Here is a 25,349-nt window from a genome sequence, read left to right as displayed (position 1 = left end):
TTCAGTGCCGCCCCTCGCGCAGCCATCCGGCCAGCAGAAAGCCCGAGGCCAGCAACAGCACCAGCCACGGCGGCAACAACCCGGCCTGGGTAACATCGCGCGTCTCGTAAGCTCCGCGCGGCGTCAGCCCGATCCAGCCACGCCCCGAGGCGGGCCGCCCCTCACGTACCGACCGGATCGCGGGCAGCCCGGCCTCCAGCCGCATGACGCCACCCTTGAGCCCGGCCAACAGCGGCTCGAAGATCTCGCCGCTGGCAATCGTGCGCTCGAATTCCTTGGGTGCGGCAGGCCCCAGACCGATCACCGCCTCGCGCTCGCCTTCGCGCAGGCGATACAACCCGATCTCCGGCCCGAAATACTGTGCCTCGAACCGCCCCGGAGAGACCTCTTCCAGCGTCAGCTCCTCGCTGTCGCCATTGGGCCGGGTCACCGTCAGCGGCCCGACCTCCTCTTCCAGCGTGCGGCGGATGATTCGCATGCTCTGGCCATTGGCCTCGGCCCACAGGGCTTCTTCTTCAAGCTCGGGTTCCTTCATCATCCAGTGCGCCAACCGCCGCAGCAGTTCCAGCTGCGGCCCGCCACCCTCGTATCCCCGGCTCCACAGCCAGGCGTGATCCGAAGCCAAAAGCGCCACCCGCCCCTCTCCGACACGGTCCAGAACCAGCAGCGGGCGGTCCTCGATTCCCGTCATCAGCACATCGCCCGAACGATCCCGCACATCGATCTGGCGCAGCCACGCGCCCCAGTCGCCGGGATTGCCAAGTTCGGTGGTCACCGGGTGACGCTGGCCCAGATCGGACACTTCCGGAACATATCGCTCCTCGAATACCCGCGCCGTGGGCTGGGCAGGCAGGATCGGCGCCAGCGGAGAGCGAAAGATCGAATCGGCGGTGGCGAAATCCGGCCCCGCCGCCACCAGAACCGCGCCGCCCTTGTTCACATAGTCGGTGACATTGTCCAGATAGATGGCGGGGAGGATGCCGCGCCGCTTGTAGCGATCAAAGATGATCAGATCGAAATCGTCGATCTTTTCCAGAAACAGTTCGCGAGTCGGAAACGCGATCAGGCTCAGCTCGTCCACCGGCACGCCGTCCTGTTTTTCCGGCGGGCGCAGGATGGTGAAATGCACCAGATCGACCGAACTGTCCGATTTCAGCAGGTTGCGCCACGTCCGCCCGCCCGGATGCGGCTCGCCCGAGACCAGCAGCACCCGCAGCCGGTCGCGCACGCCGTTCATCTGGATAAGCGCGGTGTTGTTGCGGTCGGTCAGCTCGCCCTCGGCCGCCGGGACCGTGAACTGGATCACGTTGCGCCCGCCATGCGGCAGGGTGATCGGCACCTCTATGTCCTGCCCGATCGGCAGGTCGAACCGTTCGGGCTCGCCCCCGTCGACCGACAGTTCCAGCGGTGCGACGGCGCGGCCCGCAGGCGCGTCGCCGCTGTCTTCGATCCGCAGGATCAGGGTCATCGGCTCGCCGATGATGGCAAAGGCCGGGGCGTTCCGGACGATCAGCCGCCGGTCCCAGTCTCCGGATCTGCCAGTCAGCAGCAGATGCATCGGCGCGGGCAGGTCGGGGGTCTGATCGGCGTCATGGATCAGCCCGTCCGACAGCGCGATGATCCCGGCAATACGGGCACGCGGCTCTTCGGCCAGCGCCTCGGTCAAGGCCCGCATCACCTGCGTGCCCTCGTCGCCTTGTCCGTCGCCCACGCGAATGCGGCGCAGCTCGGTGTTGTCACGGGACTCGATGATCCCGGCCAGCCGCTCGGCGGCCTCGCTCGTCTGCTGCTCGCGGTCCGACAGTTTCTGGCTGGCGCTTTCATCCTCGATCATCAGCACGATGTCGGTCAGCGGCGCGCGGTCCTCGATCTGATAGACCGGCCCGGACAGCGCCGCGATCAGGATCAGCGCCGCCAGTCCGCGCAAGGCCCATCCCGACAATCCCCGCCACAGGGCCAGAACGATCCCGGCCACGGCCAGTGCCGCAACCGATGCCAGAACCGGCCAGGGGATCAGCGGATCGAATATGACGGTTCCGGTCATTGTCCCAACCTGTCCAGCAAGGCAGGCACGTGCACCTGGTCCGATTTGTAGTTCCCGGTCAGCACGTGCATCACCAGATTGACACCAAAGCGATGCGCCAGTTCACGCTGACGCTCTCCGGCGTATCCGCGTCCGACCGGCAGCAGGGATTGGCCATTGCGGTCCACCGCCCAGGCTCCGGCCCAGTCATTGCCGCCGATCACCACCGGCGTCACCCCATCATTGAGGTTGCGGAACGGCATGCCCTCGATCTGTTCGGCGTCGGGGGGCGCGGATTCGACCCAAACCTCGGTCCCGGCATGACGCCCCGGAAAATCCTGCAACAGGTAAAAGGCGCGCGTCAGTACGTGATCGTGCGGCACCGGCTCAAGCGGCGGAATGTCCAGCGGCTCCGCCAGCGCCTGCAACTTGCGGCCATTCGGGCTGGCCACGCCGAACCGGGCGATATCCGCATCGCGCGTGTCGAACAGGATCATCCCGCCCGAGCGCAGATAGGTGTTCAGCCGGGCATAGGCTTCGGCCGACGGCTCCGGCTGATCGGGCGTGATCGGCCAGTAGAGCAGGGGAAAGAACGCCAGCTCGTCACGCTCCAGGTCGACCCCCACCGGTTCCGCAGGCTCGACCGAGGTGCGATAGAACAGCGTGTCCGACAGCCCGCGCAGCCCCGCCTGCGCGACATCGTCAACCTGACTGTCCCCTGTCAGCACATGTGCCAGCACAAGTTCCTTGGTCGAGGACAGCGCAAAGTCGATATCGTCACCGGCCTGTGCCTGCACTTGCGGTGCCCCCAGCACGATCCCCAGTACCAGCACCGCTGCGCGCGCCTGCCAAAGCCGCCCCGACAGCGCCAGTGACGCCACCACATCCACCACCAGCAGGATCAGCGCCAGGCTCAGCAAGATGCCACCCAGCGGCATGTCCCGCTCGACCTCCACGCCCTTGACCGGCACATCCACCGGCCAGGCTGCCGGTTCCAGCACCTCCCCCTCTGGCAGAACGTTCAGCGCCAGCCTTTGCGTGTCGTTCACATAAATACCCGGGCGCAGCTCAGGCCCGGCGCGCCCCTCGATCAGATCCGCGCCATCGACGCCGGGCAGGTTGCCCGCATCCGACAAGTCGCCAAACCCGTCCAGTACCTGATCCGGCGCCCAGACCGTGCCTTGCAACAGCTCCACCTGTTGCGACTTGGCGGCAGAGGTCACCGCCAGCCGGTCCAGCATCTCGACGAACAGGCCCGACAGGGGCAGGGTGGACCATTCCGCATCCGCCGAGATGTGGAACAGCACCACTTGCCCCAATCCCAGCGGTTTGCGCGTGACCAGCGGTGTACCATCGGTCAGCGAGGCAATGGCTTTTCCGGCAAGATCCGGTCCGGGCTGCGCCATTACCTGCGTGGTCACCGTCACCTCATCGGGGATGGTCAACCCGTGAAACGGCGAAAACTCGGGGAAGGGCGCAAGCCCTTTGGCTTCGCCCCAGCTCATCGCGCCGCCCACCGTGCGGCCGCCGCTGCGCAGGCGCACGGGCAACAGCGCGTTGTCCGTATCCCGGCCCAGATCGCTTGCCGCCATGCGCGTGCCCGCGAATCGCAGCAACAGGCCACCCTTTTCGATCCATTCGATCAGCGCGGTTTCCTCGCGCGCCGACAAAGTGGCGATATCGGCAAGCACGATGACATCCGGATTGGCGGGCAGCACCTCCAGCAGGTCGCCATCCACGAAATCGACGGTCGGGGTCAGAACCTGGGTCAGATAATGCGGAGGCGACAACAGCTCCAGCCCCTCGCGGTTGCTGCTGTTGGTGATCAGCGCGACCTCGCGCCGCCGAAGACTGTCATCCGTCAGGCTGGCCGCTGCGGCCGACCGCTGGCCTGCGATGTCGAACCGGGTGATCCGCGCCCGCAACTCGGACGGCAGCGCCAGCGCGACCCCGGCCTGCGTCTCCCCATCGGCAAACTCCGCCGTTGCGGTTTCCAAAACCCGCATGGTGCCTGCCGGGTCACGCCCCTCGGCCTGAATTGTCACCGATTGCGCCGGTGCCGGGTGGGATCGCACCGCAGTCAGCTGCACCGCGCCATCCTCGAACCGGGCGGGCAACAGGCCGATCACCTGTGCGCCGGTCTGATAGACCGTCACGCCGCCCCGATCCTGCAACGCCGCCAGCACGTCGTCGCGCCCCGCATAATCCAGCGAGTCGCTGAACCACAGCGTGTCATATCCGCCTTCAATCGTATCAAGCGCCGCCAATGAGGCGTCGATCTGAACTTCTCCCGGCTGCCAAGGCAGCGGCACCAATCCGGGCAACCGGCTGCGCCATGCCTCAGCCGCCAGGAAAACCGGCGGCTCGGGGTCGGTGAGGCGCAGAATCGCCACGGGCCGTCCGGCACGCCCCGCCTCGGTCAGCTGCGCATCGATCTGGTTCAGCGTTGCAGGCCAGCGCGCCGCCCCGGCCCAGCTTGCATCCAGCACCATCAGCACCGGCCCGCTGCCCGCCCCGTCGCGTGACGGGTTCAGCACCGGTCCGGCCAGCCCGATGATGATCGCCGCCGCCGCCAGAATCCGCAGCAGCAGCAGCCACCAGGGCGTGCGGTCCGACACGCTTTCATCGTCCTTCAACCCCAAAAGCAGCGTGACGGCGGGGAACAACCGCCGGATCGGCGCCGGCGGCACCGCCCGCAGGATCAGCCACAGTACCGGCAACGCCAAAAGCCCCAGCAACAGCCAGGGCGCGGTAAAACCGATGCCAGCCAGCACGGTCATCGGGTGCCTCCATCCAGGGCGCGATACAGCCACAACAAGGCGGCCTGGGCGCTTTCGCCGGTGTGATGCTGCCCAAACTGCCAGCCCGTCGCACGGCACAACTGATATAAGGCGTCCTTGCGCTCGGCCAACCGGTCCAGATAGCGCTGGCGCAAATCACCCGCTTTCAGGGTTTCGTGCCGCAGGCTTCCGCCGACGCTCTCGAAGATCGTGCGCCCCCGATAGGGAAAACTCTCTTCACCCGGATCGAGCACTTGCAGCAGGAGGCCCCGCACGCCCCGGTCCGCAGCCTTGGTCAACGCCAGTTCCACCTCGCCCAGATCACCCAGGAAATCCGAGATGAACAGCGCCCGCGAATGCGGGATCATCGCGCGGTGTTCAGGCGGGGCATAGTCGGCCTCGGCGTCCTTGGCCCAGGCCTGCGCCAGCCGCACCACCTGCGCGTTGCCGCGCCGGGGCGGCAAGGACGTTCCGCTCAACCCGACCCTCTCGCCGCCCCGCACCAGCAGGATCGCGGTCGCCAGCCCCAGCAGGCGCGCCCGGTCGATCTTGGTTGGCAGCGCCTTGTCCGAGGTAAACCGCATCGATGCGCCCTGATCCACCCACAACATCACCGATTGCGCGATCTGCCACTCGCGTTCTCGCACATATTGCTGATCCCCCCGTGCCGAACGCCGGTGATCGATCATCCGCTTGCTGTCACCCACCTGTGCAGGCCGGTATTGCCAGAAATCGTCACCCAGACCGGCGCGGCGACGGCCATGATCCCCCAGCAGCACTGTTCCTGCCAGATGCTCGGCCCGTGCCAAAAGCGGTGGCAGCCGTGACGCCTCGGCCTCGGATCTTTCGCGAAGGGTCAGCGCCGCATTCACGCCGCCGCCTCGCTGCGGGTCAGCCCCGCGGCGGTGGCTTCAATAAGGTCGGCCAGGCTGTCGCCCCGCGCCCGCGCGGCAAAGTTCAGCGCCATCCGGTGGCTCAGCACCGGTCGCGCCATGTCGATCACGTCTTCCGCATTGGGTGCCAGCCGCCCCTGCAGCATCGCCCGCGCCCGCACCGTCATCATCAGCGCCTGCGCCGCGCGCGGCCCCGGCCCCCAGGCCACGGTCTCGCGCACCCGCTCCGACGCGCCCGTCTCCTCGGGCCGGAAGGCGCGCACCAGATCAAGGATCAACTCGACAACCGACTCGCCGACCGGCATCCGGCGCAGCAACACCTGCGCGGCCAGCAGCTCTTCCTTGGTGAAGATCTGCGATGATTGCTCCTCGTCGACCCCGGTCGTGGCGATCAGGATATCGCGCTCGGTCTTGCGGTCGGGATAGTCGACATCGACCTGCACCAGAAACCGGTCCAGCTGCGCCTCGGGCAACGGATAGGTGCCTTCCTGTTCGATCGGGTTCTGCGTGGCCAGAACGTGAAACGGCACGCCCAGCGCCCGGTCCTCGCCCGCCACCGTCACCGTCCGCTCCTGCATCGCCTGCAACAGCGCCGACTGGGTGCGCGGGCTGGCCCGGTTGATCTCGTCCGCCATCAAAAGCTGACAGAAAATCGGCCCCTGAATGAACCGGAAATGGCGCGATCCATCCTCGGCGGTGTCCAGCACCTCCGAGCCAAGGATATCGGCGGGCATCAGGTCGGGCGTGAACTGGATGCGGTTGCCATGCAGCCCCATCACGGTGCTCAGCGTCTCGACCAACCGCGTCTTGCCCAGCCCCGGCAGCCCGATCAGCAACGCATGCCCGCCGCACAACAGCGCGGTCAGCGTCAGGTCGACAACCCGCTCCTGCCCGATGAACCTGCGGGTGATCGAGGATTTGGCCTGTTGCAGCTTTTCTTCAAGCGCTTCGATCTCGGCGACGAGCTCGGCAGGTTCGGACATGGCTTTCCCTTCCGTGGAGTTATATGATTGAAGTGTATCGCGCCGGGAGGAAATGGCAAAAACAATGAGCGGACAAAATACCGTGACCCCCTCCGCCGATGCCCTGGCCGCATCGGTCAAGGCGTCCAAACCAAAGGGCCTGCCACCGATCCACCTGTGGAATCCCCCTTTTTGCGGCGATCTCGACATGCGTATTGCGCGCGATGGCACGTGGTTCTATCAGGGCACGCCGATCACCCGGTTCCCGCTCGTGCGCCTGTTTTCCTCCATTCTCAAGAAGGAAGACGGCAAGTATTTCCTCGTCACCCCCGTCGAAAAGGTGGGAATCACTGTCGATGACGCGCCGTTTGTCGCCGTCGATGTGGACGCCACGGGTGACGGCGCGGCGCAGCACCTGACCTTCACGACCCATGTCGGCGACACCGCCATTGCCGGTCCCGGCCATCCCATCCGCGTCGTTCACGATCCGGAAACGGATGAACCCTCGCCCTATGTATTGATCCGCGCCGACCTCGAAGCCCGGATCGACCGCAAAAGCTTCTACCGGCTGATCGAGCTCGGAACTCATCACGACGGCTGGTTCGGCATCTGGTCCTCGGGCCGGTTCTTCCCGATCCTCCCGTCGCAGGATCTCGAAGACAGCTGAACAAACCCGCGCTTCTTTCTTGTCCCAAATACCCCGGGGTGAATTGCCCGCAGGGCAAGAGGGGCAGCGCCCCTTCCGCCCTATCGCCGCGCGCGACCGGGCCGGATCTGCGACAAAACCACGCCCAGCCCCACGATCGCCGCGCCAAGGGCCTGCGTCCAGTTCCACCCGGCCCCCAGCGTCAGCATGATGATCATCACATAGAACGGCGCGACGTTGATGTGGAACGAGGCCACCGCAATGCCCAGCCGCCCGACCGAGGCGACAAACAGAACCTGGCTCAGCGCCATCGAGATCAGGGCATAGATCACCAGCATTCCGGCCTGTTCCGTGTCAAAGCGCAGGGCCGGTATCACATCCAGCCCGGCCTGCCACGAAAACAACAAAAGACCGCTCGCCGCCAACAGACCACCGACAAAGGTGATCGCCGCGCGTCCGGTCTGGCCAAGTTCGGGAAAATCGCGCGCCGTGGCCATGCTGGCCCAGCAGTAAAGCCCGGTGGACAGTACCGCGCAGGCTGCACCCAGCCCCAGTTGCGCCGGGGCCAGCGCACTTGTGGCGATCAGCCCGCCGATGACCGAGGCCCCCATGCCCAGACCAAAGGTCCACCGCAGCCGCCGGGTTCCGGCGGCCATTTCCAGCATCGTGCTGAACAGCGGCGCGCAGGACACGATCAGCGCCACCGTGACCGGATCGGTCATCTTCTGCGCGATCAGCAACAGATAGGTCCCCACGCCAAACCCGATGCCGCCGACCCACAGGGCGCGGCCCCACCGCGCCCGCAACACGCGGGCAGGGCCATCCAGCATCAGCCAGACCGGAACCAGCACGCTCACGGTCAGCGCCAGACGGGCAACGATCAGCGTCAGCGGCGGCCAGCTTTGCAGCAGGATCTCCGCCGCCGGAAACCCGGCGGCCCAGGTCAGCATCGACGCAACCGCCAGCGCGTTTCCCGAAAACACGTCCCGGCCCGGCGCGGCGGGTGCAAATCCTCGGACGGGGTCCGGACTAAGCGACATGGCGGCTCTTTCGGTCGGTCAGGGTGGAAAACCCGAATCGGGTTCTGCCCGACGCAACGCGAATTGCCCCCGCAGGTCTGAACTGTTTTCGACAAACTGTCGTTTCCTGACCCTTTCACCGGAAATTTTACCCGTCTATGACTTGGCCACACCACGCGAGAGCCGCCATGCCCAGATTTGCCGCCAACCTGTCCCTGCTGTTCAACGAATTGCCGTTCTTCGACCGGTTTCAGGCAGCTGCGGATGCGGGGTTCGAGGCCGTCGAGATCCTGTTTCCCTATGATGCCCCGGCACAACAGACCAAACATGCGTTGCTCGCCTCGGGTCTGGACCTGGTCCTGATCAATGCACCGCCGCCAAATTATGCCGGCGGCGACCCCGGCTATGCCGCCATACCGCACGGAGAGGCCCGGTTTCGCTCCGACATCCGCCGCGTTTTGCGCTATGTTCAGGTCCTTCGCCCCGGTCTGGTCCATCTGATGTCCGGTTATGCAACCGGGGACGAAGCGGCAGACACCTTGGTGCGCAACCTGCAATGGGCCGCCGATCACGCTCCGGATCAGCGCTTCACCATCGAACCGCTGAACCCGGTCTCGCAACCGGGCTATTTCCTCAATGACTACAATCTCGCCGCCGAGATCCTCGACCGCGTGAACCGTCCCAATGTCGGCCTGCAATTCGACAGCTTTCACGCCCAGATGATCCACGGCGACGCGCTGGCGGTCTGGCACAGGGTCCGCGCGCGGGTGGCCCATATCCAGATCGGCGCAGCCCCCGACCGCTCCGAACCCGCGCCCGGCGCAATCGACTTTCCGGCGCTGTTCCACGCCTTCGATACCAGCGGCTATGACGGCTGGGTCAGCGCCGAGTATACCCCGTCGACCCCGCGCACTGTGGACACACTGCACTGGATGCGGCAATGATGCGCGCTGACGGCCAGATGCCATATCTCATATACCGAATGTGAAGAACCAACAAACCGAGATGTCCAGATGATCCCCGCCCGCTTTTCGCACACCGTTTTCGCCCTCCTCATATCGGGGCTGATGTCCTGCATCGTGACCTGCGTGGCCACCCTGCGTACGCTGGGCTTTGCGCCGGGTGTGACTTCGAACTGGATGGCGGCATGGGTTACCAGCTGGCCGATCGCCTTTGCGGTCATCCTGATCGCCGGCCCCTTTGTCCGCAAACTGGTGGCCCGCATGGTCAGGCCCGAGGCCTGACCCGGCGCAAAGACGGCCCGCCGGGCCTGATGAGCGGCGCGTTCAGTGCCTAATGCGCCTCGGCCCAGTTGGCGCCCCGCCCGGCATCCACGGTCAGCCTGACATCCAGCTTCACCGCCGGGTCGGCCGCGCCTTCCATGACATCCCGCGCGGCGGCAATGGTGGCGTCCACCGCATCCTCGGTCACCTCGAACAGCAATTCGTCATGTACCTGCAACAGCATTCTGGCGGGCAGGTCCCTGATGGCGGCGGGCATCCGCACCATCGCGCGCCGGATCACATCCGCTGCCGTCCCCTGGATCGGGGCGTTGATCGCCGCGCGCTTGGCAAACCCCGCATGCGGCCCCTTGGCGTTGATCTCGGGCGTGTGGATCTTGCGCCCGAACAACGTCTGGACATAGCCATGTTCCTTGGCGAAGCCGATGGTGTCGTCCATATAGCGCCGGATGCCGGGGAAACGTTCGAAATAGCGATCAATGAAGCCCTGCGCCTCGGCCCGTGGAATGCGCAGGTTCCGGGCCAGACCAAAGCCCGAAATGCCATAGATCACCCCGAAATTGATCGCCTTGGCCTGCCGCCGGATCTCGGGCGTCATCTCCTCCAGCGGCACGTCGAACATCTCGGACGCGGTCATCGCGTGAATGTCAAGCCCGTCGGCAAAAGCCTGCTTCAGCGCGTCGATCTCCGCGATATGCGCCAGAATCCGCAACTCGATCTGGCTATAGTCAAGGCTGACCAGAACATTGCCCGGCTCAGCGATAAAGGCCTCACGAATACGACGGCCTTCCTCTGTGCGCACCGGGATGTTCTGCAGGTTCGGATCGGTCGAGGCCAGCCGCCCGGTATTGGCCCCGGTGATTGAATAGGACGTATGCACTCGGCCCGTGTCGGGGTTGATATGGGTCTGCAGCGCGTCGGTATAGGTCGATTTCAGCTTGCTCAGCTGCCGCCAGTCCAGCACCCGGCGCGGCAGTTCATGCTCGGTGGCGAGGTCTTCCAGGATATCGGCCCCGGTCGAGTATTTTCCGGTCTTGCCCTTCTTGCCGCCTTCCAGCCCCATCTTGTCGAACAGGATCTCGCCCAACTGCGCGGGCGAACCGACGTTGAACGTTTCGCCCGCCAGCTCGTGAATCTCGGCCTCCAGCCCCGCCATCTTCTGGGCAAAGGCGTTCGACATGCGGCTCAGAACCTCGCGGTCGATCTTGATGCCATGCATCTCCATCTCGGCCAGCACCGGCACCAGCGGGCGCTCCAGCGTTTCATAGACGGTGGTCACCCGCGCCCGGTGCAGCTGCGGCTTGAACAGCTGCCACAGGCGCAGCGTGATATCCGCATCCTCCGCGGCATAGGCGGTGGCCTCGTCGATCGGCACCTTGTCAAAGGTGATCGCCGATTTGCCCGACCCCAGCAGCGGCTTGATGGGGATCGGCGTGTGGCTCAGATAGCGCTCGGCCAGCGTGTCCATTCCGTGCCCGTGCTCGCCGCCATGCATCGCATAGGACATCAGCATGGTGTCATCGATCGGCGCGACCCTCACGTCATAGCGGGCAAAGATCTTGGCATCGTATTTCATGTTCTGCCCGATCTTCAGAACCGCCGGGTCCTCCAGCACCGGCTTCAACAGGGCCAGCGCCTCCTCCAACGGCATCTGCCCCTCGGCCAAGGTGTCCGAGCCGAACAGATCGTCACTCGCTCCCTCGCGATGGGTCAGCGGAATGTAACAGGCCTCGCCCGGCTCGATGCACAGCGATATCCCCACCAGATCGGCGATCATCTCGTTAAGGCCGGTGGTCTCGGTGTCCACCGCGACCCATCCCCGTTCGTTCGCCTGATCGATCCACTTCTGCAATGCGGCGGCATCACGCACGCATTCGTATTTCGCCGCATCGAACGGCGGCTGTTCGGGGGCGGGTGCTTCTTCACCGGCCGCAGGCGCCGCAACTTCGGCGATCACGGGCGCCTCGACCCCCAGCTTGTCGGCAATCCGCTTGGTCAGGGTGCGGAACTCCATTTCGGACAGAAACGCCAACAGTCTCTCGGGGTCCGGGTCGCGCAGCTCCAGGTCGTCCAGCGTGAAATTCAGCGGCGTCTCCGCGTCCAGCTGCACCAGCCGTTTCGACAACTCGATCTGATCACGCTTTTCGATCAGAGTCTCGCGGCGCTTGGGCTGCTTGATCTCTTCGGCGCGGTCCAGCAGGGTTTCCAGATCGCCGAACTCGTTGATCAACAGCGCCGCGGTCTTGATCCCGATCCCCGGCGCGCCCGGCACGTTGTCGACGCTGTCACCGGCCAGCGCCTGCACATCGACCACACGCTCGGGGAACACGCCGAACTTTTCGAACACCCCGTCGCGGTCGATGCGCTTGTTCTTCATCGCGTCCAGCATCTCGACCCCGTCGCCGACCAGCTGCATCAGGTCCTTGTCCGAACTGACGATGGTCACCCGCCCGCCCGCATCGCGCGCCTGATGCGCCAGCGTGGCGATGATGTCGTCGGCCTCATACCCTTCCAGCTCCTCGCAGGCGATGTTGAACGCCTCGGTCGCCTGGCGGGTCAGCGGAATCTGCGGCCGCAGATCCTCGGGCATCGCCTCGCGATTGGCCTTGTACTGGTCGTACATCTCGTTGCGGAACGTGTGGCTGCCCTTGTCAAAGATCACCGCGATATGGGTCGGCGCATCGGCCCCGTGATCACCATCCACATAGCGCTGCAGCATGTTGCAGAACCCCGACACCGCCCCGATCGGCAACCCGTCCGACTTGCGCGTCAGCGGCGGCAGCGCGTGATAGGCGCGAAAGATGAAAGCCGAGCCGTCGATCAGATGCAGATGGCAGCCTTTTCCGAACGTCGTGGTCATTTCGCGCCCTTTCCCTGTTCAATCCAAGCACACTAATGACACGGGCGCGGCGACAGAACCACCCGTCACCACGCCCGGTCACTTCATCTTTTCATAAATACTCAATCCCGCGCGTCAGGCCTGCGCTCAGGCGTCCGCTTCGCGCCCGTCCAGCACGTATTTGCAGTCGCAATAGGGGCATTCGACCCAGCCCTGATCCTCGGGGATCTGCAGCCACACCCGGGGATGCCCCAGCGCGCCTTCGCCACCGTCACAGGCAACGCGGGCGGTTTCGACGATCTTGGTTTCCGGCGCATCTAGAGTCACGGCTGGCGATCCTTCTTCGGTTGTCGGCCTTGCGGGCATGTATTAGGTGCGTTTATGAGCGATGAGCCAAGCGGGGGCAAGAGCGACAAATGACCCAGGATGCAATCCGGATCGAAGGGCTGCGCAAAACCTATCGCGGCGGGCGCGGACAGCCGGAAAAACAGGCGCTCAAGGGCATCGACCTGACGGTGCCGCGCGGCTCGGTCTTTGGCCTGCTGGGTCCCAACGGCGCGGGCAAATCGACGCTGATCAACATTCTTGCCGGGCTGGTGGTCAAGACCTCGGGCCAGGTCGAGATCTGGGGCCACGATCAGGACCGGTTCCCGCGCCAGTCCCGCGCCGCCATCGGCGTGATGCCGCAGGAGTTGAACCTCGATCCCTTCTTCACCCCGCGCGGCGCCCTGGACGTTCAGGCCGGGCTTTACGGCGTGCCCAAATCACAACGCCGCAGCGACGAGATCCTCGAACTCGTCGGTCTGTCCGACAAGGCGGGGGCCTATGCCCGGACGCTTTCGGGCGGCATGCGGCGGCGTCTGCTGCTGGCCAAGGCGCTGGTGCATCACCCCAGGGTTCTGGTGCTGGATGAACCGACGGCGGGCGTCGACATCGAACTGCGCCAGATGCTCTGGGCCAATGTGCGCAAGCTGAACCAACAGGGCATGACCATCATCCTGACCACCCACTATCTGGAAGAAGCACAGGAGATGTGCGACGAGATCGCCATCATCAACCAGGGCGAAAAGGTCGCCCAGGACAGCACCGCCAACCTTCTGGGCCGCCTCGACAGCCGGACCATGGTCATCGTGCCCGATACCGCCATCTCCACCCTGCCGCAGGCCCAGGGCGTTCAGGCCGAGCTGCGCCCGGACGGCACGCTCGAATTGCAGTACCACAACCACGACACCAGCGCCGAACAGGTGCTCGAAGCGGTGCGCAGCGCCGGTATCCGCATCCGCGACGTGCGCACCGAAGAGGCCGATCTCGAGGACGTGTTCCTTGCCCTCACCTCCAGCCGCGCCGACGATCCGCCCGCCGACGACACCGCCACCCCTCCGGGCGGAATGCACCGGGTCAGGCTCTGAGCGTCAGCTCCGCTCGATCCGTGCCTGGTAACAATTGTTGCGGGCCGAGCGCACATGGATATAGGCCACGTCGGGCCGTTCGAATATCCGCGCCACTGCCGCGCCGATCTGGTCGGTCGGCGCCACCGCACCGGTGCCATAGACGATCCGTTCGCCCGCGCTGTACCCCTTGATCAGGTAATCGGGCGATCCCGCCAGAACCTCGGGCATACCGCCCCCGTCCTCGTGCCGGTCGCAGGGCTTGGCGCACAGGAAAATCGGCCCGGTCTCGGCATATGGCTGCGCCTGGGCAAAGGGCCGGTGTGCCAGTATCAGCATCTCTTCGCCTTCAGGGATATAGCGCAGGCAATGACGGCACGGATTGCCGCCGCCCTCTGACACCGCGCGTTCCGGCGGGTTGCCATAGGCATCCGGCGCGCCCGCCTGATAGGCGCGAACGTCTTCCGTGGTCATCGCAACGATCCTGAACATCTTTCGTCTCCTTCTTTCGTTGCTCCCAAGATGCACGCGCCGCATCGCCGGAACGACCCGTTTCCTGCGTAATGGCAGGAAGGACTCGAAAAAGAACAAAACGTGAATATAATGGTGAATCGCCATGTATGCCGAACTGTCGATCACTTCGAATTTCACCTTTCTCACCGGGGCCTCCCACCCCGAGGAATACATGGAGCGCGCGGTGGCGCTGGGCCTGCCCGCCATCGCCATCGCCGACGACAATTCCGTGGCCGGGATCGTGCGCGCCCATACCCGCGCGCGCGAGATTGCCCGCAAGGTGCGCGAACGCCTGACGTGGGAGGGGCAGAATACCCCCATCGGCCCGCCGCGCCCGGATCATATCCCGAAACCGCCCTCGTTTCCGGTACATGCCGTGCCGCGTCTGATCCCGGCGGCGCGGCTGATCTTCACCGACGCCCCGCCCGTCACCGCCCTGCCGCTGAACCGGCAGGGCTGGGCCAGCCTGTGCCGGCTGCTCTCCACCGGGCGGCTGCGCGCGGAAAAGGGCGACTGTCTCCTGCAGCTGTCCGACCTGATGGAGTTTTCCGAGGGTCTTCACCTGCTGCTCTGGCCACAGGCGCAGCGGGGGCAGGGCGGTGCGGTCGGATGGGGACCACAGGCAGAGCGGCTGTCGCGCCACTTTGCCGGTCGGATGCACCTGCTGCTCCACCCCCGCTACGACGGGGCCGATGCCGCCCGGTTTGCCGCGCTGGATGCCGGGGCGCGCGGGCTCGGCATCCCGACCCTCGCCAGCGCCGCGCCGCTGATGCATCACGGGCGCCGCCGCAAACTGGCCGACGTGCTGGCCGCCATCCGCCTGCGCTGCCGGGTCGACCAGCTGGGCCGCCGGGCGCTGGCCAATGGCGAACAGCGCCTGCGCTCGGGGTCCGAGATGCGGCGCATCTTCAAGGGCCACGAAGGGGCGGTGGCCCGCGCTCATGACCTCGGCCAGCAGCTTACCTTTTCCCTTGACGAACTGCGCTATGAATATCCCAGCGAGGGCAGCGACACCGAAACCCCGACCGAACGTTTGCGCCGGCTGGCCCATCAGGGGCTGGCTTGGCGCTATCCGGCGGGGGCGCCCGACCGGGTGCAGGACATGCTGGCGCATGAGCTGGCCCTCATCGCCAAGCTGAAATACGAACCCTATTTCCTGACCGTCCGCGACATCGTGCATTTCGCCCGTTCCCGCCACATCCTCTGCCAGGGGCGCGGCTCGGCAGCCAATTCGGTGGTCTGCTACTGTCTCGGCATCACCTCGGTCAGCCCCGAGATGGGCACCATGGTGTTCGAACGCTTCGTGTCCGAGGCGCGCGACGAACCGCCCGATATCGACGTCGATTTCGAACACGAACGGCGCGAGGAGGTGATCCAGCACATCTATGAACGCTATGGCCGCCACCGCGCGGGTCTTTGCGCCACCGTCATCCACTATCGCGGCAAGCGCGCCATCCGCGAGGTCGGCCGCGCCATGGGCCTGACCGAAGATACCATCTCCGGCCTCGCCTCCCAGCTCTGGGGCTTCTTTTCGACCGACGGGCTCGAAGCGCAGCGGATGCGCGAGATCGGATTGGACCCCGAAGACCGCCGCCTGAAACAGACCATGGCGCTGGTTTACGAGATCGTGGGCTTCCCCCGCCATCTGTCTCAGCACGTGGGCGGCTTCATCATCACCGAGGGGCGGCTTGACGAACTGGTGCCGATCGAAAACGCCACGATGGAGGATCGCACCGTCATCTGCTGGGACAAGGACGATATCGACAGCCTTGGCATTCTCAAGGTCGACGTCCTCAGCCTTGGCATGCTCACCTGTATCCGCAAGGCCTTCGACCTGATCGCCCAGCACCACCAGACCGACTATACGCTGGCCACCCTGCCGCCCGAGGACCCAAAGGTCTATGACATGCTCTGCCGCGCGGATTCGGTGGGCGTGTTCCAGGTCGAATCCCGCGCCCAGATGAACTTTCTGCCCCGGATGCGCCCGCGCAACTTCTACGATCTGGTGATCGAGGTCGCCATCATCCGCCCCGGACCCATCCAGGGTGACATGGTGCATCCCTATATCCGCCGCCGGAACGGCGAGGAGAAGGTCGAGTTTCCCTCGGACGCGCTGGGTGAGGTGCTGGGCAAGACGCTGGGCGTGCCGCTGTTTCAGGAACAGGCGATGCAGATCGCCATCGTCGGCGCGGGCTTCACCCCGGAACAGGCCGACCGGCTGCGCCGCTCGCTGGCGACGTTCAAGAAACACGGCAATGTCAGCGAATTCCGCGCCCTGTTTTTGCGCGGAATGGAACGCAACGGCTATGACCGCGACTTTTCCGAACGCTGCTTTTCCCAGATCGAGGGCTTCGGCAGCTACGGCTTTCCCGAAAGCCACGCCGCCTCTTTCGCGCTGCTGGTCTATGCCAGCGCCTGGATCAAATGCCACCACCCCGGCATCTTCGCCTGCGCGCTCCTGAATTCGCAGCCGATGGGGTTCTATGCCCCCGCCCAGATCGTGCGCGACGCCCGTGAACACGGGGTGCCGGTCCGCCCCGTCTGCATCAACGCCAGCTATTGGGACAACGTGATGGAACCCGACGGGCGCGGCGGGCTGGCCCTGCGGCTGGGCTTCCGCCAGATCAAGGGCCTGGCCGAGGAGGACGCAAGCTGGCTCACCGCCGCGCGCGGCAACGGATACCACGAGGTTCAGGACGTCTGGCGCCGTGCGGGCCTGTCCCCCGCGGTCATCGAACGGCTGGCCGAGGCCGACGCCTTTGCCGCCTGTGGCCTCAACCGGCGCGAGGCGCTCTGGGCCGCCAAGGCCATCGCCCCCGCGCGCCCCCTGCCGCTCTTTGCGCAGGATATCGAAGGCGAGGCCCTCTCCGAACCCGCCGCCCACCTGCCGCAGATGTCGCTGGGCGAGGAGGTGGTCGAGGATTACGTCGCCCTGCGCCTCAGCCTCAAGGCCCACCCCGTCGCCCTCCTGCGCCACCTGCTGACACCGGGGGCGTGAGGGTGTGGGACGGAGGCTAATCCGACTGCACAGTCCCCTGCAGCCCATCTTTCAACCGCAGGCAAAGCCTCACAGATTTGCGGTTTTGCCCGTTGGTCGGTACCACCCGAAGTCAGTTTTTCTCAATAAAACTTGACCGAATCGGTTCTTTCGGCGAGCATAAAATCGTTAGTGTACAAACAACAGGGAGAAGGCCATGATTGACCCCAGAAGGAGTGCCGTAATTCTCGTAGACATGGCTCATGAGTTTATTGAGCCGGGATACTTTATCGCTGACGCAGGAGGACCGGACTATCAGGCCCGCGCAAAGGCTATCATTCCGCCCATGCAAAAACTCCTGGAAGGTGCCCGAAAGGCAGGCGCGTTGGTTTTGTACTCAACGGACGAGCATACCCCGGATGACCTCGAAATGAGAAAGTGGCCGCCACACTCGATGAAGGGAACCAAATCGGCCGAGATCGTGCCGGAGCTGGCAATGAAACCCGGCGACCTTAGCGTCCCAAAAACCACATACAGCGGTTTCCAATGTTCCGATATGGAAAGCCTTCTTCGGTCCAAAGGCATTGATACATTATACATCACCGGCCTCCACACGGACTGTTGTTGCAGGCACACGTCGGGCGACGCTTTCCAAAAGGGTTTCAACCTCGTCTGGGTCACTGACTGTTTGCAGGCCTTCACCCAAGAGGGCCATGACAGTGGTCTCGAGTATTTTGAAACTTGGTATGCGACGGACCCGGAAAACCAGTTCCTGACCGCAGATGAAGTGGTCGCGCAGTGGGAAGAAGCAACCACCTCTGCCACAGCGGCATAGCTTGCAGCCCACCAAACGCCAGCCGACCGTCGCCCGCGAAGGGGTCCGCCTCAAGACTGATACTTGAACGGACACCGTGATCCTCTTGTGCTAGGATGGGGCCGAGCGGCAGGAGGCGAAACATGCGACGTTTTGCGATCATATTCCTGAGTCTGGGCGTTTTGCCGGGGCTGGCGTTTGCCGAAATACGGTGGCCTGATCCGGACATCCCGGTACCGCCCCGGGTGCGGGATTTCATTGCGACAGAATGCAACCGTGCAAGCGGCGCGTCCGAGGAATCCGTCACCGCGTGCGTTCGGGCCGAGCGTTACGGCTACCGGGCCGTGGTCACCATGCTGATGCAGGACGACATCGGCGAAAGGGCCGCCGAACGGTATCGCGCCTGCACCGGCGGGCTTGGCGCGCTGGGCGGAAAGTTCTACCGCCGCAAAGCCTATTGCATCGGCAAACCGCTGCAGATCGTCTGGCGCTTCGAATTCCTGCAAAAGGCGGCGTTCGGGAACAGTACCAGGGTCGCCGAAGCCGGGCAGGGTTCCAGGCAGGGGCCTGACCTCAGATGACGACGGCCTTCGATCAACAGCGGCTGAACCGAAAGCTGCGTCACGATTTGCCGGGGCGGGTATTTCAGGACATTCCCGGATCTCGATGGGGTGAATTGATACTGCCCGCCGCGGCAGAGGCCAGAGCACGCGATGAAGCCAGACTTTCTGTTCTGGCCGTCGCCGCGTATCAGTTCGGGGCACGGATGCTTGAGTCTTTGATTGCGTTCGAACGGGCGCGGCCCAAAGACCTGCGGCTTGTCGCGGTCTGTACCGACGACGCGGTCGAAGAGTCCGCCAAGCTGAGCATGCACAAACGCCTCTGGCGATTCTTCGACGCACATGAGCGGTTCGAGATGACGGCCGAGGTCATTGAAACCGGGCTTCAGGCCGGTCTGTCCGTCTATACCGGCGAACTCAAGATCGACTGGTTCCGCCAGCAACTCAAGTCCTGGGCGCCTGACCTCATCCTCGTCTGCGGCTGCGGTCAGCTTTTTGACGATGGTCTTTTGTCGGTGCCGAAATACGGCGTCATCAATTTCCACCCCGCCGACCTGCCAGGCGGGCACGGCGCGGGGGCGCAACCCTTTCGCGACCTGCAGGACCGTGACGATCCCTGGACCCGCATGACCATCCACAAAATGACGACCGAACTCGACGCAGGTCCCGCAATCGGTGTGTCCTGCCCGGTCAACATCGGCAACGCGCAGGGTCACGTCACGGCAACCGGCAAGCAATTTGTGGATCGGATGTCAGCCTGCGTTCCGGAACTGACCAGTGTCCTGGTTGACACTGTGTTGCGAAAGAACGGTCCGGTCGATGCCGTGGATTTCGAAGCCAGACTGTCGGACGATCTGATCCGACAGATGGCGGAACCGACAACCTGACAGGTAGACACAAAGGGAACGGGTTCACCGACACCGTATTTGAGCCGTTGATCGGGACTCCGCCAGGCACTGAACCTGTTGCTCGACGAATTCAACGATCTGCCTGTCACACCATGCCGAATGCGGATGATCACCCAACGGGTTCGATCTCGGGGAAGGTCCAGCTTCCGTCAAGGATTTCCTGCCGTGGCTGATACAGGCGCACCGTATAGTTCCAGCCGGGCGTTATCGGGATGCAGTTCACCCGCCCGTCGTCACAGCCGCCAAAGTGCAGGGTGTAAGACCCGTCATCGTTCGGCATTGCCGAGGTGTTGTTGAAGCTGTTGCGCCCAAGTGCGTTTGGTTCCAGATAGCCGTCCGCGTTATAGACCGTGACAGACCAGAACGCGTCGACCGGCACATCCCTGACCGTGACCGCGTGCGGAATGGTGCCGTCATTCGCCTCAACGCTGCCGATGACGGCAGAGGCCGTCGTGGCCGGTTGCCCGGCCCAACCGGCAATCGCGCCGACCATGTGGTCGATGGGGTCGACCTCGTTCCTGCGGCCAAAGGCGCGGCTGACATCAAATCCGACCGCGCTGGCCAGATCGTTCACCGCTTTCCGCGCCTGGGCCAGACTTTCAAGATCCCAGTCAGGTGCATCGAACGGGCCGTCGCCTCCGCCGCTCAACGCGATGGCATCCTGCATGTCGTGCGCCACAGACAGATCACCAGGATTGGCCGCGTCGACAAAGGTCCGGAACAGAACAAAGGCAAAGCGCGTGCCCACCTCGTCTTCGGTCAGTTCATAGGTCCCGGGCGTTGCCTCGACGTAACTATAGTGATCCTGGTTGATCACCAGCATGGACTGAAAGCGGCCATCGGCGTTGGGCAGCGTGATTGTCACCGGTTTTGAAAGATCCAGCACGACGGCTGAATAAAGCGTGTCCTGATTGGCGCGGATGATCGGTTGCGGGTTTTCCGCCGATACGGGATTGCGCTCGTGAAGAATCTCTCCAATGCCTACGCCGTTGCTCGCCAAGTTGGCGCGGATCATGGTATCGGATTCGGCCCGAACAAGGTTTCCGATCGTAACGTTCTCGGCAAAGCCGAGGGCAGGGGCACAAATCGCAAGCGCGATCAGGGGCAGTCTCATCATCGTGAATCCTTTCTGAAATACAGGCCATGGTTTCGGAAAATCACCCGGACATTAACGCAAGGCCCCGCAATTTGCCTTGATCTCAATCATCGCCGCGCTGGCGGGCTTGGCGTCGCAGGTATCGCGCCGGCACTGAACGCGACATGCGTGGCATTCGCGCCGTGTTTGGCCTAAACTCTCTCCATGTCGAAAACCGAAGCCAACAAGCGCCGCCTGCGCGAGGCGTTCCGGCCATGGGAAAGCGGCGACAGCCGACCGTTCTTTGACATGATCGCCGACGACGTGACCTGGACAGTGATCGGCACCACCTCTGTCTCTGGCACCTACCACTCCAAACAGGCGCTCATCGACAACGCGTTTGGCCCGTTGCTCTCCATTCTCGACGGGCCGCTGAAGACGACATTTGTCGATCTTGCGGGCGAGGGCGACAAGCTGTTCCTGCGCTTCACCAGCCGCGGCGTGACAACGACCGGCATCTGCTATGACCAAACCTATTGTTGGGCGATGGTCATGCCCGGTGACCGGATCACCGAAATCACCGTCTATCTCGACACCGACTTGCTGCGCCGGGTCTTCGAGCCGCCGGATTGAGGTTGCGGCATCGGGCTTACGCTCGGATTCTCTTGTACATTTCGCACAAGAGGGGTCCCGAAGCCGGTACAATTCGTACAGATCGCGGGTACATCTAGTCGCCGACGGCATCCCGCACGATTCCGTCCAAAAACGCCTGAACCTCCTGCATCGGGCCTTCAGGGAAACTCCGGTAGCCGACAATCACCTCTCCTGGCTTGTCCGCCAACTCGGCGACAAAGATGTCATAGGGGCAAAAGGCGATGTTCATCGGGTCGGCCTCCATCACCTTGCGGGACAGGGAGGCAGAGCAAAACGAATAAACATTTGCCTTTGTAAACAGAACCTTGTCCGATCCCACATCTTCGCGCGTGCGCTCCAGCATGTCACCGACATAACTGATATGGTCGACCACCAGCCCTTGACCCACGATGGCGCTTTCCACCGCGAAAGACACATCGTCAAAGCTATCCGGGGTCGCGTAACTCACCATATCCTGTGCCTGAGCTGTCTGAGTCATCAAAATAAGGCTTGTTGTCAGGAAAAACTGTTTCAAAGTCATTCTCCTTTTGTGATCAGTCGTGGCTTGCCACCTGGCATTCCAATGATCAGTTTGAGCTGAAATTTCGGGCCGTCCTTGCCCCACATCAACATATCGGAGTTTTCGCATGGGTTTTGCGATGAATGCAATCGAAGTAATGGCCTTTGCCTTTGCAGCAGCAGTAGGCCTCTTCGTGCTTGCCGCCTTTGTCCTGTTCTGTATCGACCGGTTCCAGACCACGGATGCGATCCGCAGGAATTATCCGATTATCGGAAGATTTCGTAATATTTTCACAGAATTAGGAGAGTTTTTTCGGCAATACTTCTTTGCCATGGATCGCGAAGAACTTCCGTTCAACAGGGCACAAAGGGATTGGGTCGGTCGCGCCTCGGGCGGCAAGGACAACACCGTTGCCTTTGGCTCAACCCGCAATCTCAGCATTCCGGGCACGCCGATTTTCGTCAACGCGCCCTTTCCCACGCTGGACGACGACGCCGCAAAAACCGCGCCGCTCCTGATCGGCCCGACCGCGCGCGTCCCCTATCTCGCGCCGTCATTCTTCAACATCTCCGGCATGAGCTATGGAGCCTTGTCGAAACCCGCCGTGCAGGCGCTGAGCTATGGCGCAAAGAAAGCCGGGATCTGGCTCAACACCGGCGAAGGCGGCCTCAGCCCCTATCACCTGCAAGGCGGTTGCGACATCGTTTTCCAGATCGGAACCGCAAAATATGGTGTGCGCGACGAACACGGGTTGCTCAGCGATAACAAGCTGCGTGAAGTGGCCGCGAATGACACTGTGCGGATGTTCGAGATCAAGATGGCCCAGGGGGCCAAACCCGGCAAGGGCGGCATCCTGCCTGCAGCTAAGATTACCGAAGAAATCGCCTCCATTCGCGGAATACCCATTGGGCAGGACAGCCTGTCGCCGAACCGGCACCCCGACGTTTCCAATATCGAAGATCTGTTGAACCTGATCGTACGGGTCCGAGAAGTCACCGGCAAGCCGGTGGGAATCAAGACCGTGGTCGGAACCGAGGACGTGTTTCGGGAATTCTTTGCGGCAATCAATGCGCGCGGTACCGACTGCGCCCCTGATTTCATAACCATCGACGGCGGTGAGGGCGGCACCGGTGCGGCGCCGATGCCGCTGATCGACCTCGTCGGTATGTCCGTGCGCGAGGCTTTGCCCCTGATCACAGATCTGCGCGACGAACACGATCTCAAGGACCGTATCCGGATCATTGCCAGCGGCAAGCTGATCAACCCATCGGACGTCGCCTGGGCTCTGGCGGCCGGGGCTGATTTTGTCACCTCAGCGCGCGGATTCATGTTTTCTCTGGGGTGCATCCAGGCCCTCAAATGCAATCGCAATACCTGCCCCACGGGAATAACCACCCATGATCCACGCTTTCAGAAAGGGCTTGTCCCGCAGAAGAAAAGCAAACGCGTGGCGTCTTATGCCAAAGAGATCACTCACGAAGTGGAAATCATTGCGCATTCAGTTGGTGTAAGTGAACCGCGCCAGATGCGCCGCCGCCATGTCCGGATCATGCAGGACAACGGGCGCTCGATTCCCATGAACGAGATTCTCCCAAGTTACAATTCCATGCCGTGAATGTGAGTGGAGTTGCTTTGCGCACTTGATTGATCACGCCTAAATCGAAAACATGTGAATTGACCGGAGACTGAAATGGCCCATCGCTGGCAAAATGACCTGAGCCTCACTGATGTGACCCCCGAGGCTGCGTTCCTGAACCGAAGACGGTTTATCGCGGGCGCCGCGGGGCTTGGTATCGCGGCCACACTGGGCCGTCCTGCGGCAGCGGACGCGCTAGAGCCGAACAGCTGGGAAGAGATCACCGGTTATAACAACTATTATGAATTCGGCACCGGCAAGGGTGACCCGGCAGCTTATGCAAGCGTTCTGACCACCGATCCCTGGACGATCAAGATTGACGGTTTGGTGGACCGACCCGGAGATTACTCGTTCAAGGATGTGATGTCCGAAATGACGATCGAAGAACGTATCTATCGGTTTCGCTGTGTAGAGGCGTGGTCCATGGTGGTGCCCTGGAACGGATTCGAACTGGCCGATCTGCTGAACTTGGCAGGCGTGCAGGAAGGTGCGAAATACGTGGCCTTCGAAACCCTCTATCGTCCCGAAGAGATGCCTGGCACGCGCTACCCGGTGCTCGACTGGCCTTATCGCGAAGGATTGCGGCTGGACGAGGCGATGCACCCGCTGACGTTGATGGCCACCGGAATTTATGGCAAACCGCTGCCCAATCAGAATGGCGCGCCTTTGCGGCTGGTTGTTCCATGGAAATATGGCTTCAAGTCGATCAAGTCGATCGTGCGGATTACCCTGACCGACGTCGAGCCACCTACCAGCTGGAACATGTCCATTCCGAACGAGTATGGCTTTTACAGCAATGTGAATCCAAATGTGAATCACCCGCGCTGGAGTCAGGCGACCGAACGTAAGATTGGCGGTGGACTGTTTGCCAAACGAGTGCCTACGCTTATGTTCAACGGCTACGAACAAGAGGTCGCGGGACTTTACGATGGTATGGATCTGGCGAAATACTTCTGACGCCATGGATGTTCTGAACACATATCTCCGCCGCGTTCCGGTGTGGCTGATCTATCTGGTCGGTGTGTTGCCCGCGCCTTGGCTCCTGTATCTGGGTGCCACCGGCGGGCTTGGGGTCGAGCCAATCAAGGAGTTGGAGCACAAACTGGGCGATTTGGCGCTGCAATTGCTGATCGCCGGTCTGGCTGTGACGCCTCTACGCCGTTGGCTGGGGCTGAACCTGATGAAGTTCCGGCGCGCCATAGGGGTGCTCGCCTTTTACTACGTGTGCTGCCATCTGCTGGTCTGGCTGGTTCTGGACGTGCAGATCCTGACCCAGATCTGGGCGGACATCCTCAAGCGACCCTACATCACGGTCGGCATGGCGGGCTTTGTCCTGCTGCTGCCCTTGGCGGTGACATCCAACAACTGGTCGGTGCGCAGGCTGGGCCCCAAATGGCGCGGATTGCACCGACTGGTTTACCCCGCAGTGTTGCTTGGAGTTGTGCATTACGTGATGCTGGTGAAGGGTTTCCAGATCGAACCTCTGATTTATCTGGGTCTCGTGACCGGCCTGTTACTGTTGCGCTTGTCGTCGGGTCGAAAGAGGGCTGTTGCCTGACCGGTGAATCAAGCCCTTGAACTGGCGCCCCCCCCCCGGCGAGTCTGTGGATAACCTTGGGCGAGTCCGATTGTTTGGGGTTTTGTTTTGTTATTTTTTGGGCTGTGAGTTTTTGGTGTTTGTTTTTTTGGTTTGATTTGGGTGGGTGTATTTCTTGTAAGGTTTTGAAAACAGGTTGATTTATTGGGGTTTTGTATTTTTTTTGGATTTTTTTGATTTTGTGCTTGCGGTGATTTGAGGTTGGGCCTAGAACGCCCCTCACCGGCGGCGCTGAGGTGCTGTTGGGGGGCTGGATGGAGCGGCTGGGACGGATTGAGTTCTGGATTGGCTGCGAAGCGAGGCGACAAACTGAGGCGATGATGGG

23 protein-coding genes are annotated in these 25,349 nt (G+C 63.1%); 12 read left to right on the top strand and 11 right to left on the bottom strand.

The features are described from left to right. Position 1: 1 nt before the first annotated feature. From ACR0LZ_RS05700 to ACR0LZ_RS05685, 4 genes are read right to left on the bottom strand one after another with little or no spacing between them, the layout of a single operon-like run. Complete coding sequence (locus ACR0LZ_RS05700) at positions 2-2,044, bottom strand: hypothetical protein (RefSeq protein ID WP_480748811.1); 2,043 nt, start codon at positions 2,042-2,044, stop codon at positions 2-4. Then, complete coding sequence (locus ACR0LZ_RS05695) at positions 2,041-4,803, bottom strand: DUF4159 domain-containing protein (RefSeq protein ID WP_480748810.1); 2,763 nt, start codon at positions 4,801-4,803, stop codon at positions 2,041-2,043. Before ACR0LZ_RS05695 ends, ACR0LZ_RS05700 begins: the two co-directional genes overlap by 4 nt. After that, a complete protein-coding gene (locus ACR0LZ_RS05690; protein WP_480748809.1) occupies positions 4,800-5,675 on the bottom strand; it encodes a DUF58 domain-containing protein in 876 nt (291 codons plus the stop codon). The genes ACR0LZ_RS05695 and ACR0LZ_RS05690 overlap by 4 nt, the downstream gene beginning before the upstream one ends. After that, entirely contained in the window at positions 5,672-6,679 is a 1,008-nt protein-coding gene (locus ACR0LZ_RS05685; RefSeq protein ID WP_480748808.1) for an AAA family ATPase, read from the bottom strand. Before ACR0LZ_RS05685 ends, ACR0LZ_RS05690 begins: the two co-directional genes overlap by 4 nt. A gap of 64 nt (positions 6,680-6,743) precedes the next feature. Between ACR0LZ_RS05685 and ACR0LZ_RS05680 the strand changes: the two genes are divergently transcribed. Further along, entirely contained in the window at positions 6,744-7,325 is a 582-nt protein-coding gene (locus ACR0LZ_RS05680; RefSeq protein ID WP_480748807.1) for a DUF1285 domain-containing protein, read from the top strand. 80 nt (positions 7,326-7,405) lie between these two features. Here ACR0LZ_RS05680 and ACR0LZ_RS05675 read toward each other — a convergent pair whose 3' ends face one another. Beyond that, the gene (locus ACR0LZ_RS05675) at positions 7,406-8,344 is read right to left on the bottom strand and encodes a DMT family transporter (protein WP_480748806.1); all 939 of its coding nucleotides are present in this window, start codon (positions 8,342-8,344) and stop codon (positions 7,406-7,408) included. 167 nt (positions 8,345-8,511) lie between these two features. Here ACR0LZ_RS05675 and ACR0LZ_RS05670 point away from each other — a divergent pair, with 167 nt between their 5' ends. After that, positions 8,512-9,267 carry a hydroxypyruvate isomerase family protein gene (locus ACR0LZ_RS05670; protein ID WP_480748805.1) on the top strand — a complete coding sequence of 252 codons (756 nt, stop codon included), beginning with the start codon at positions 8,512-8,514 and terminating at the stop codon, positions 9,265-9,267. A gap of 69 nt (positions 9,268-9,336) precedes the next feature. Then, positions 9,337-9,567, top strand: coding sequence for a DUF2798 domain-containing protein (locus ACR0LZ_RS05665; RefSeq protein ID WP_480748804.1), 231 nt, complete (start codon positions 9,337-9,339; stop codon positions 9,565-9,567). Between the two features lie 49 nt (positions 9,568-9,616). Here the strand turns inward: ACR0LZ_RS05665 and polA are convergent, their stop codons facing one another. Together polA and ACR0LZ_RS05655 are read right to left on the bottom strand one after the other, a co-directional pair. Beyond that, the gene (polA, locus tag ACR0LZ_RS05660; protein WP_480748803.1) at positions 9,617-12,424 is read right to left on the bottom strand and encodes a DNA polymerase I; all 2,808 of its coding nucleotides are present in this window, start codon (positions 12,422-12,424) and stop codon (positions 9,617-9,619) included. Positions 12,425-12,550: 126 nt separating this feature from the next. Beyond that, positions 12,551-12,730, bottom strand: coding sequence for a zinc-finger domain-containing protein (locus ACR0LZ_RS05655; protein WP_480748802.1), 180 nt, complete (start codon positions 12,728-12,730; stop codon positions 12,551-12,553). Positions 12,731-12,819: 89 nt separating this feature from the next. Between ACR0LZ_RS05655 and ACR0LZ_RS05650 the strand changes: the two genes are divergently transcribed. After that, the gene (locus ACR0LZ_RS05650; protein ID WP_480748801.1) at positions 12,820-13,812 is read left to right on the top strand and encodes an ABC transporter ATP-binding protein; all 993 of its coding nucleotides are present in this window, start codon (positions 12,820-12,822) and stop codon (positions 13,810-13,812) included. A 3-nt stretch (positions 13,813-13,815) separates the two neighbouring features. On the opposite strand, the gene ACR0LZ_RS05645 is transcribed toward ACR0LZ_RS05650, so the two are convergent. Continuing rightward, entirely contained in the window at positions 13,816-14,283 is a 468-nt protein-coding gene (locus tag ACR0LZ_RS05645) for a DUF1203 domain-containing protein (protein ID WP_480748800.1), read from the bottom strand. Positions 14,284-14,407: 124 nt separating this feature from the next. Here ACR0LZ_RS05645 and ACR0LZ_RS05640 point away from each other — a divergent pair, with 124 nt between their 5' ends. From ACR0LZ_RS05640 to ACR0LZ_RS05625, 4 genes are all read left to right on the top strand, one after another. Continuing rightward, positions 14,408-17,302, top strand: a complete 2,895-nt coding sequence (locus ACR0LZ_RS05640; RefSeq protein ID WP_480748799.1) for an error-prone DNA polymerase — start codon at positions 14,408-14,410, stop codon at positions 17,300-17,302. 196 nt (positions 17,303-17,498) lie between these two features. Next, entirely contained in the window at positions 17,499-18,116 is a 618-nt protein-coding gene (locus ACR0LZ_RS05635; RefSeq protein ID WP_480748798.1) for a cysteine hydrolase family protein, read from the top strand. A gap of 122 nt (positions 18,117-18,238) precedes the next feature. Further along, a complete protein-coding gene (locus ACR0LZ_RS05630; RefSeq protein ID WP_480748797.1) occupies positions 18,239-18,676 on the top strand; it encodes a hypothetical protein in 438 nt (145 codons plus the stop codon). Continuing rightward, positions 18,673-19,542, top strand: a complete 870-nt coding sequence (locus ACR0LZ_RS05625; RefSeq protein ID WP_480748796.1) for a formyltransferase family protein — start codon at positions 18,673-18,675, stop codon at positions 19,540-19,542. The genes ACR0LZ_RS05630 and ACR0LZ_RS05625 overlap by 4 nt, the downstream gene beginning before the upstream one ends. Before the next feature lie 130 nt (positions 19,543-19,672). Here the strand turns inward: ACR0LZ_RS05625 and ACR0LZ_RS05620 are convergent, their stop codons facing one another. Further along, positions 19,673-20,677, bottom strand: coding sequence for a DUF1214 domain-containing protein (locus ACR0LZ_RS05620; protein ID WP_480748795.1), 1,005 nt, complete (start codon positions 20,675-20,677; stop codon positions 19,673-19,675). Positions 20,678-20,863: 186 nt separating this feature from the next. Here ACR0LZ_RS05620 and ACR0LZ_RS05615 point away from each other — a divergent pair, with 186 nt between their 5' ends. After that, on the top strand, positions 20,864-21,271 hold the full coding sequence (locus ACR0LZ_RS05615) for a nuclear transport factor 2 family protein (protein ID WP_480748794.1): 408 nt from the start codon (positions 20,864-20,866) through the stop codon (positions 21,269-21,271). Between the two features lie 94 nt (positions 21,272-21,365). On the opposite strand, the gene ACR0LZ_RS05610 is transcribed toward ACR0LZ_RS05615, so the two are convergent. Further along, positions 21,366-21,812, bottom strand: coding sequence for a DUF302 domain-containing protein (locus ACR0LZ_RS05610; protein ID WP_480748793.1), 447 nt, complete (start codon positions 21,810-21,812; stop codon positions 21,366-21,368). 106 nt (positions 21,813-21,918) lie between these two features. Between ACR0LZ_RS05610 and ACR0LZ_RS05605 the strand changes: the two genes are divergently transcribed. The 3 genes from ACR0LZ_RS05605 (at position 21,919) to msrQ (ending at position 24,985) form a co-directional block, all read left to right on the top strand. Next, on the top strand, positions 21,919-23,406 hold the full coding sequence (locus ACR0LZ_RS05605; protein WP_480748792.1) for an FMN-binding glutamate synthase family protein: 1,488 nt from the start codon (positions 21,919-21,921) through the stop codon (positions 23,404-23,406). A gap of 75 nt (positions 23,407-23,481) precedes the next feature. Then, positions 23,482-24,384, top strand: a complete 903-nt coding sequence (msrP, locus tag ACR0LZ_RS05600; RefSeq protein ID WP_480748791.1) for a protein-methionine-sulfoxide reductase catalytic subunit MsrP — start codon at positions 23,482-23,484, stop codon at positions 24,382-24,384. A gap of 4 nt (positions 24,385-24,388) precedes the next feature. Then, positions 24,389-24,985 carry a protein-methionine-sulfoxide reductase heme-binding subunit MsrQ gene (msrQ, locus tag ACR0LZ_RS05595; RefSeq protein WP_480749067.1) on the top strand — a complete coding sequence of 199 codons (597 nt, stop codon included), beginning with the start codon at positions 24,389-24,391 and terminating at the stop codon, positions 24,983-24,985. 8 nt (positions 24,986-24,993) lie between these two features. Here the strand turns inward: msrQ and ACR0LZ_RS05590 are convergent. After that, a partial coding sequence (locus ACR0LZ_RS05590; RefSeq protein ID WP_480748790.1) for a hypothetical protein occupies positions 24,994-25,349 on the bottom strand: 356 nt, incomplete at its 5' end.

The organism is Ruegeria sp. CI1 (assembly GCF_056536925.1).
The sequence above is the reverse complement of the archived record's forward strand: the minus strand, read 5'-3'. Positions and strand labels throughout refer to the sequence as shown.

What these genes read in the sequence shown, in the direction of transcription:
- ACR0LZ_RS05610 (WP_480748793.1), bottom strand. Translation starts at nt 21,812, where the DNA reads ATGACTTTGAAACAGTTTTTCCTGACAACAAGCCTTATTTTGATGACT.
- ACR0LZ_RS05650 (WP_480748801.1), top strand. Translation starts at nt 12,820, where the DNA reads ATGACCCAGGATGCAATCCGGATCGAAGGGCTGCGCAAAACCTATCGC.
- ACR0LZ_RS05680 (WP_480748807.1), top strand. Translation starts at nt 6,744, where the DNA reads ATGAGCGGACAAAATACCGTGACCCCCTCCGCCGATGCCCTGGCCGCA.
- ACR0LZ_RS05695 (WP_480748810.1), bottom strand. Translation starts at nt 4,803, where the DNA reads ATGACCGTGCTGGCTGGCATCGGTTTTACCGCGCCCTGGCTGTTGCTG.
- ACR0LZ_RS05665 (WP_480748804.1), top strand. Translation starts at nt 9,337, where the DNA reads ATGATCCCCGCCCGCTTTTCGCACACCGTTTTCGCCCTCCTCATATCG.
- msrQ (WP_480749067.1), top strand. Translation starts at nt 24,389, where the DNA reads ATGGATGTTCTGAACACATATCTCCGCCGCGTTCCGGTGTGGCTGATC.
- ACR0LZ_RS05605 (WP_480748792.1), top strand. Translation starts at nt 21,919, where the DNA reads ATGGGTTTTGCGATGAATGCAATCGAAGTAATGGCCTTTGCCTTTGCA.
- polA (WP_480748803.1), bottom strand. Translation starts at nt 12,424, where the DNA reads ATGACCACGACGTTCGGAAAAGGCTGCCATCTGCATCTGATCGACGGC.
- ACR0LZ_RS05620 (WP_480748795.1), bottom strand. Translation starts at nt 20,677, where the DNA reads ATGAGACTGCCCCTGATCGCGCTTGCGATTTGTGCCCCTGCCCTCGGC.
- ACR0LZ_RS05630 (WP_480748797.1), top strand. Translation starts at nt 18,239, where the DNA reads ATGCGACGTTTTGCGATCATATTCCTGAGTCTGGGCGTTTTGCCGGGG.
- ACR0LZ_RS05670 (WP_480748805.1), top strand. Translation starts at nt 8,512, where the DNA reads ATGCCCAGATTTGCCGCCAACCTGTCCCTGCTGTTCAACGAATTGCCG.
- ACR0LZ_RS05675 (WP_480748806.1), bottom strand. Translation starts at nt 8,344, where the DNA reads ATGTCGCTTAGTCCGGACCCCGTCCGAGGATTTGCACCCGCCGCGCCG.
- ACR0LZ_RS05645 (WP_480748800.1), bottom strand. Translation starts at nt 14,283, where the DNA reads ATGTTCAGGATCGTTGCGATGACCACGGAAGACGTTCGCGCCTATCAG.
- ACR0LZ_RS05640 (WP_480748799.1), top strand. Translation starts at nt 14,408, where the DNA reads ATGTATGCCGAACTGTCGATCACTTCGAATTTCACCTTTCTCACCGGG.
- ACR0LZ_RS05700 (WP_480748811.1), bottom strand. Translation starts at nt 2,044, where the DNA reads ATGACCGGAACCGTCATATTCGATCCGCTGATCCCCTGGCCGGTTCTG.
- ACR0LZ_RS05625 (WP_480748796.1), top strand. Translation starts at nt 18,673, where the DNA reads ATGACGACGGCCTTCGATCAACAGCGGCTGAACCGAAAGCTGCGTCAC.
- ACR0LZ_RS05635 (WP_480748798.1), top strand. Translation starts at nt 17,499, where the DNA reads ATGATTGACCCCAGAAGGAGTGCCGTAATTCTCGTAGACATGGCTCAT.
- msrP (WP_480748791.1), top strand. Translation starts at nt 23,482, where the DNA reads ATGGCCCATCGCTGGCAAAATGACCTGAGCCTCACTGATGTGACCCCC.
- ACR0LZ_RS05615 (WP_480748794.1), top strand. Translation starts at nt 20,864, where the DNA reads ATGTCGAAAACCGAAGCCAACAAGCGCCGCCTGCGCGAGGCGTTCCGG.
- ACR0LZ_RS05685 (WP_480748808.1), bottom strand. Translation starts at nt 6,679, where the DNA reads ATGTCCGAACCTGCCGAGCTCGTCGCCGAGATCGAAGCGCTTGAAGAA.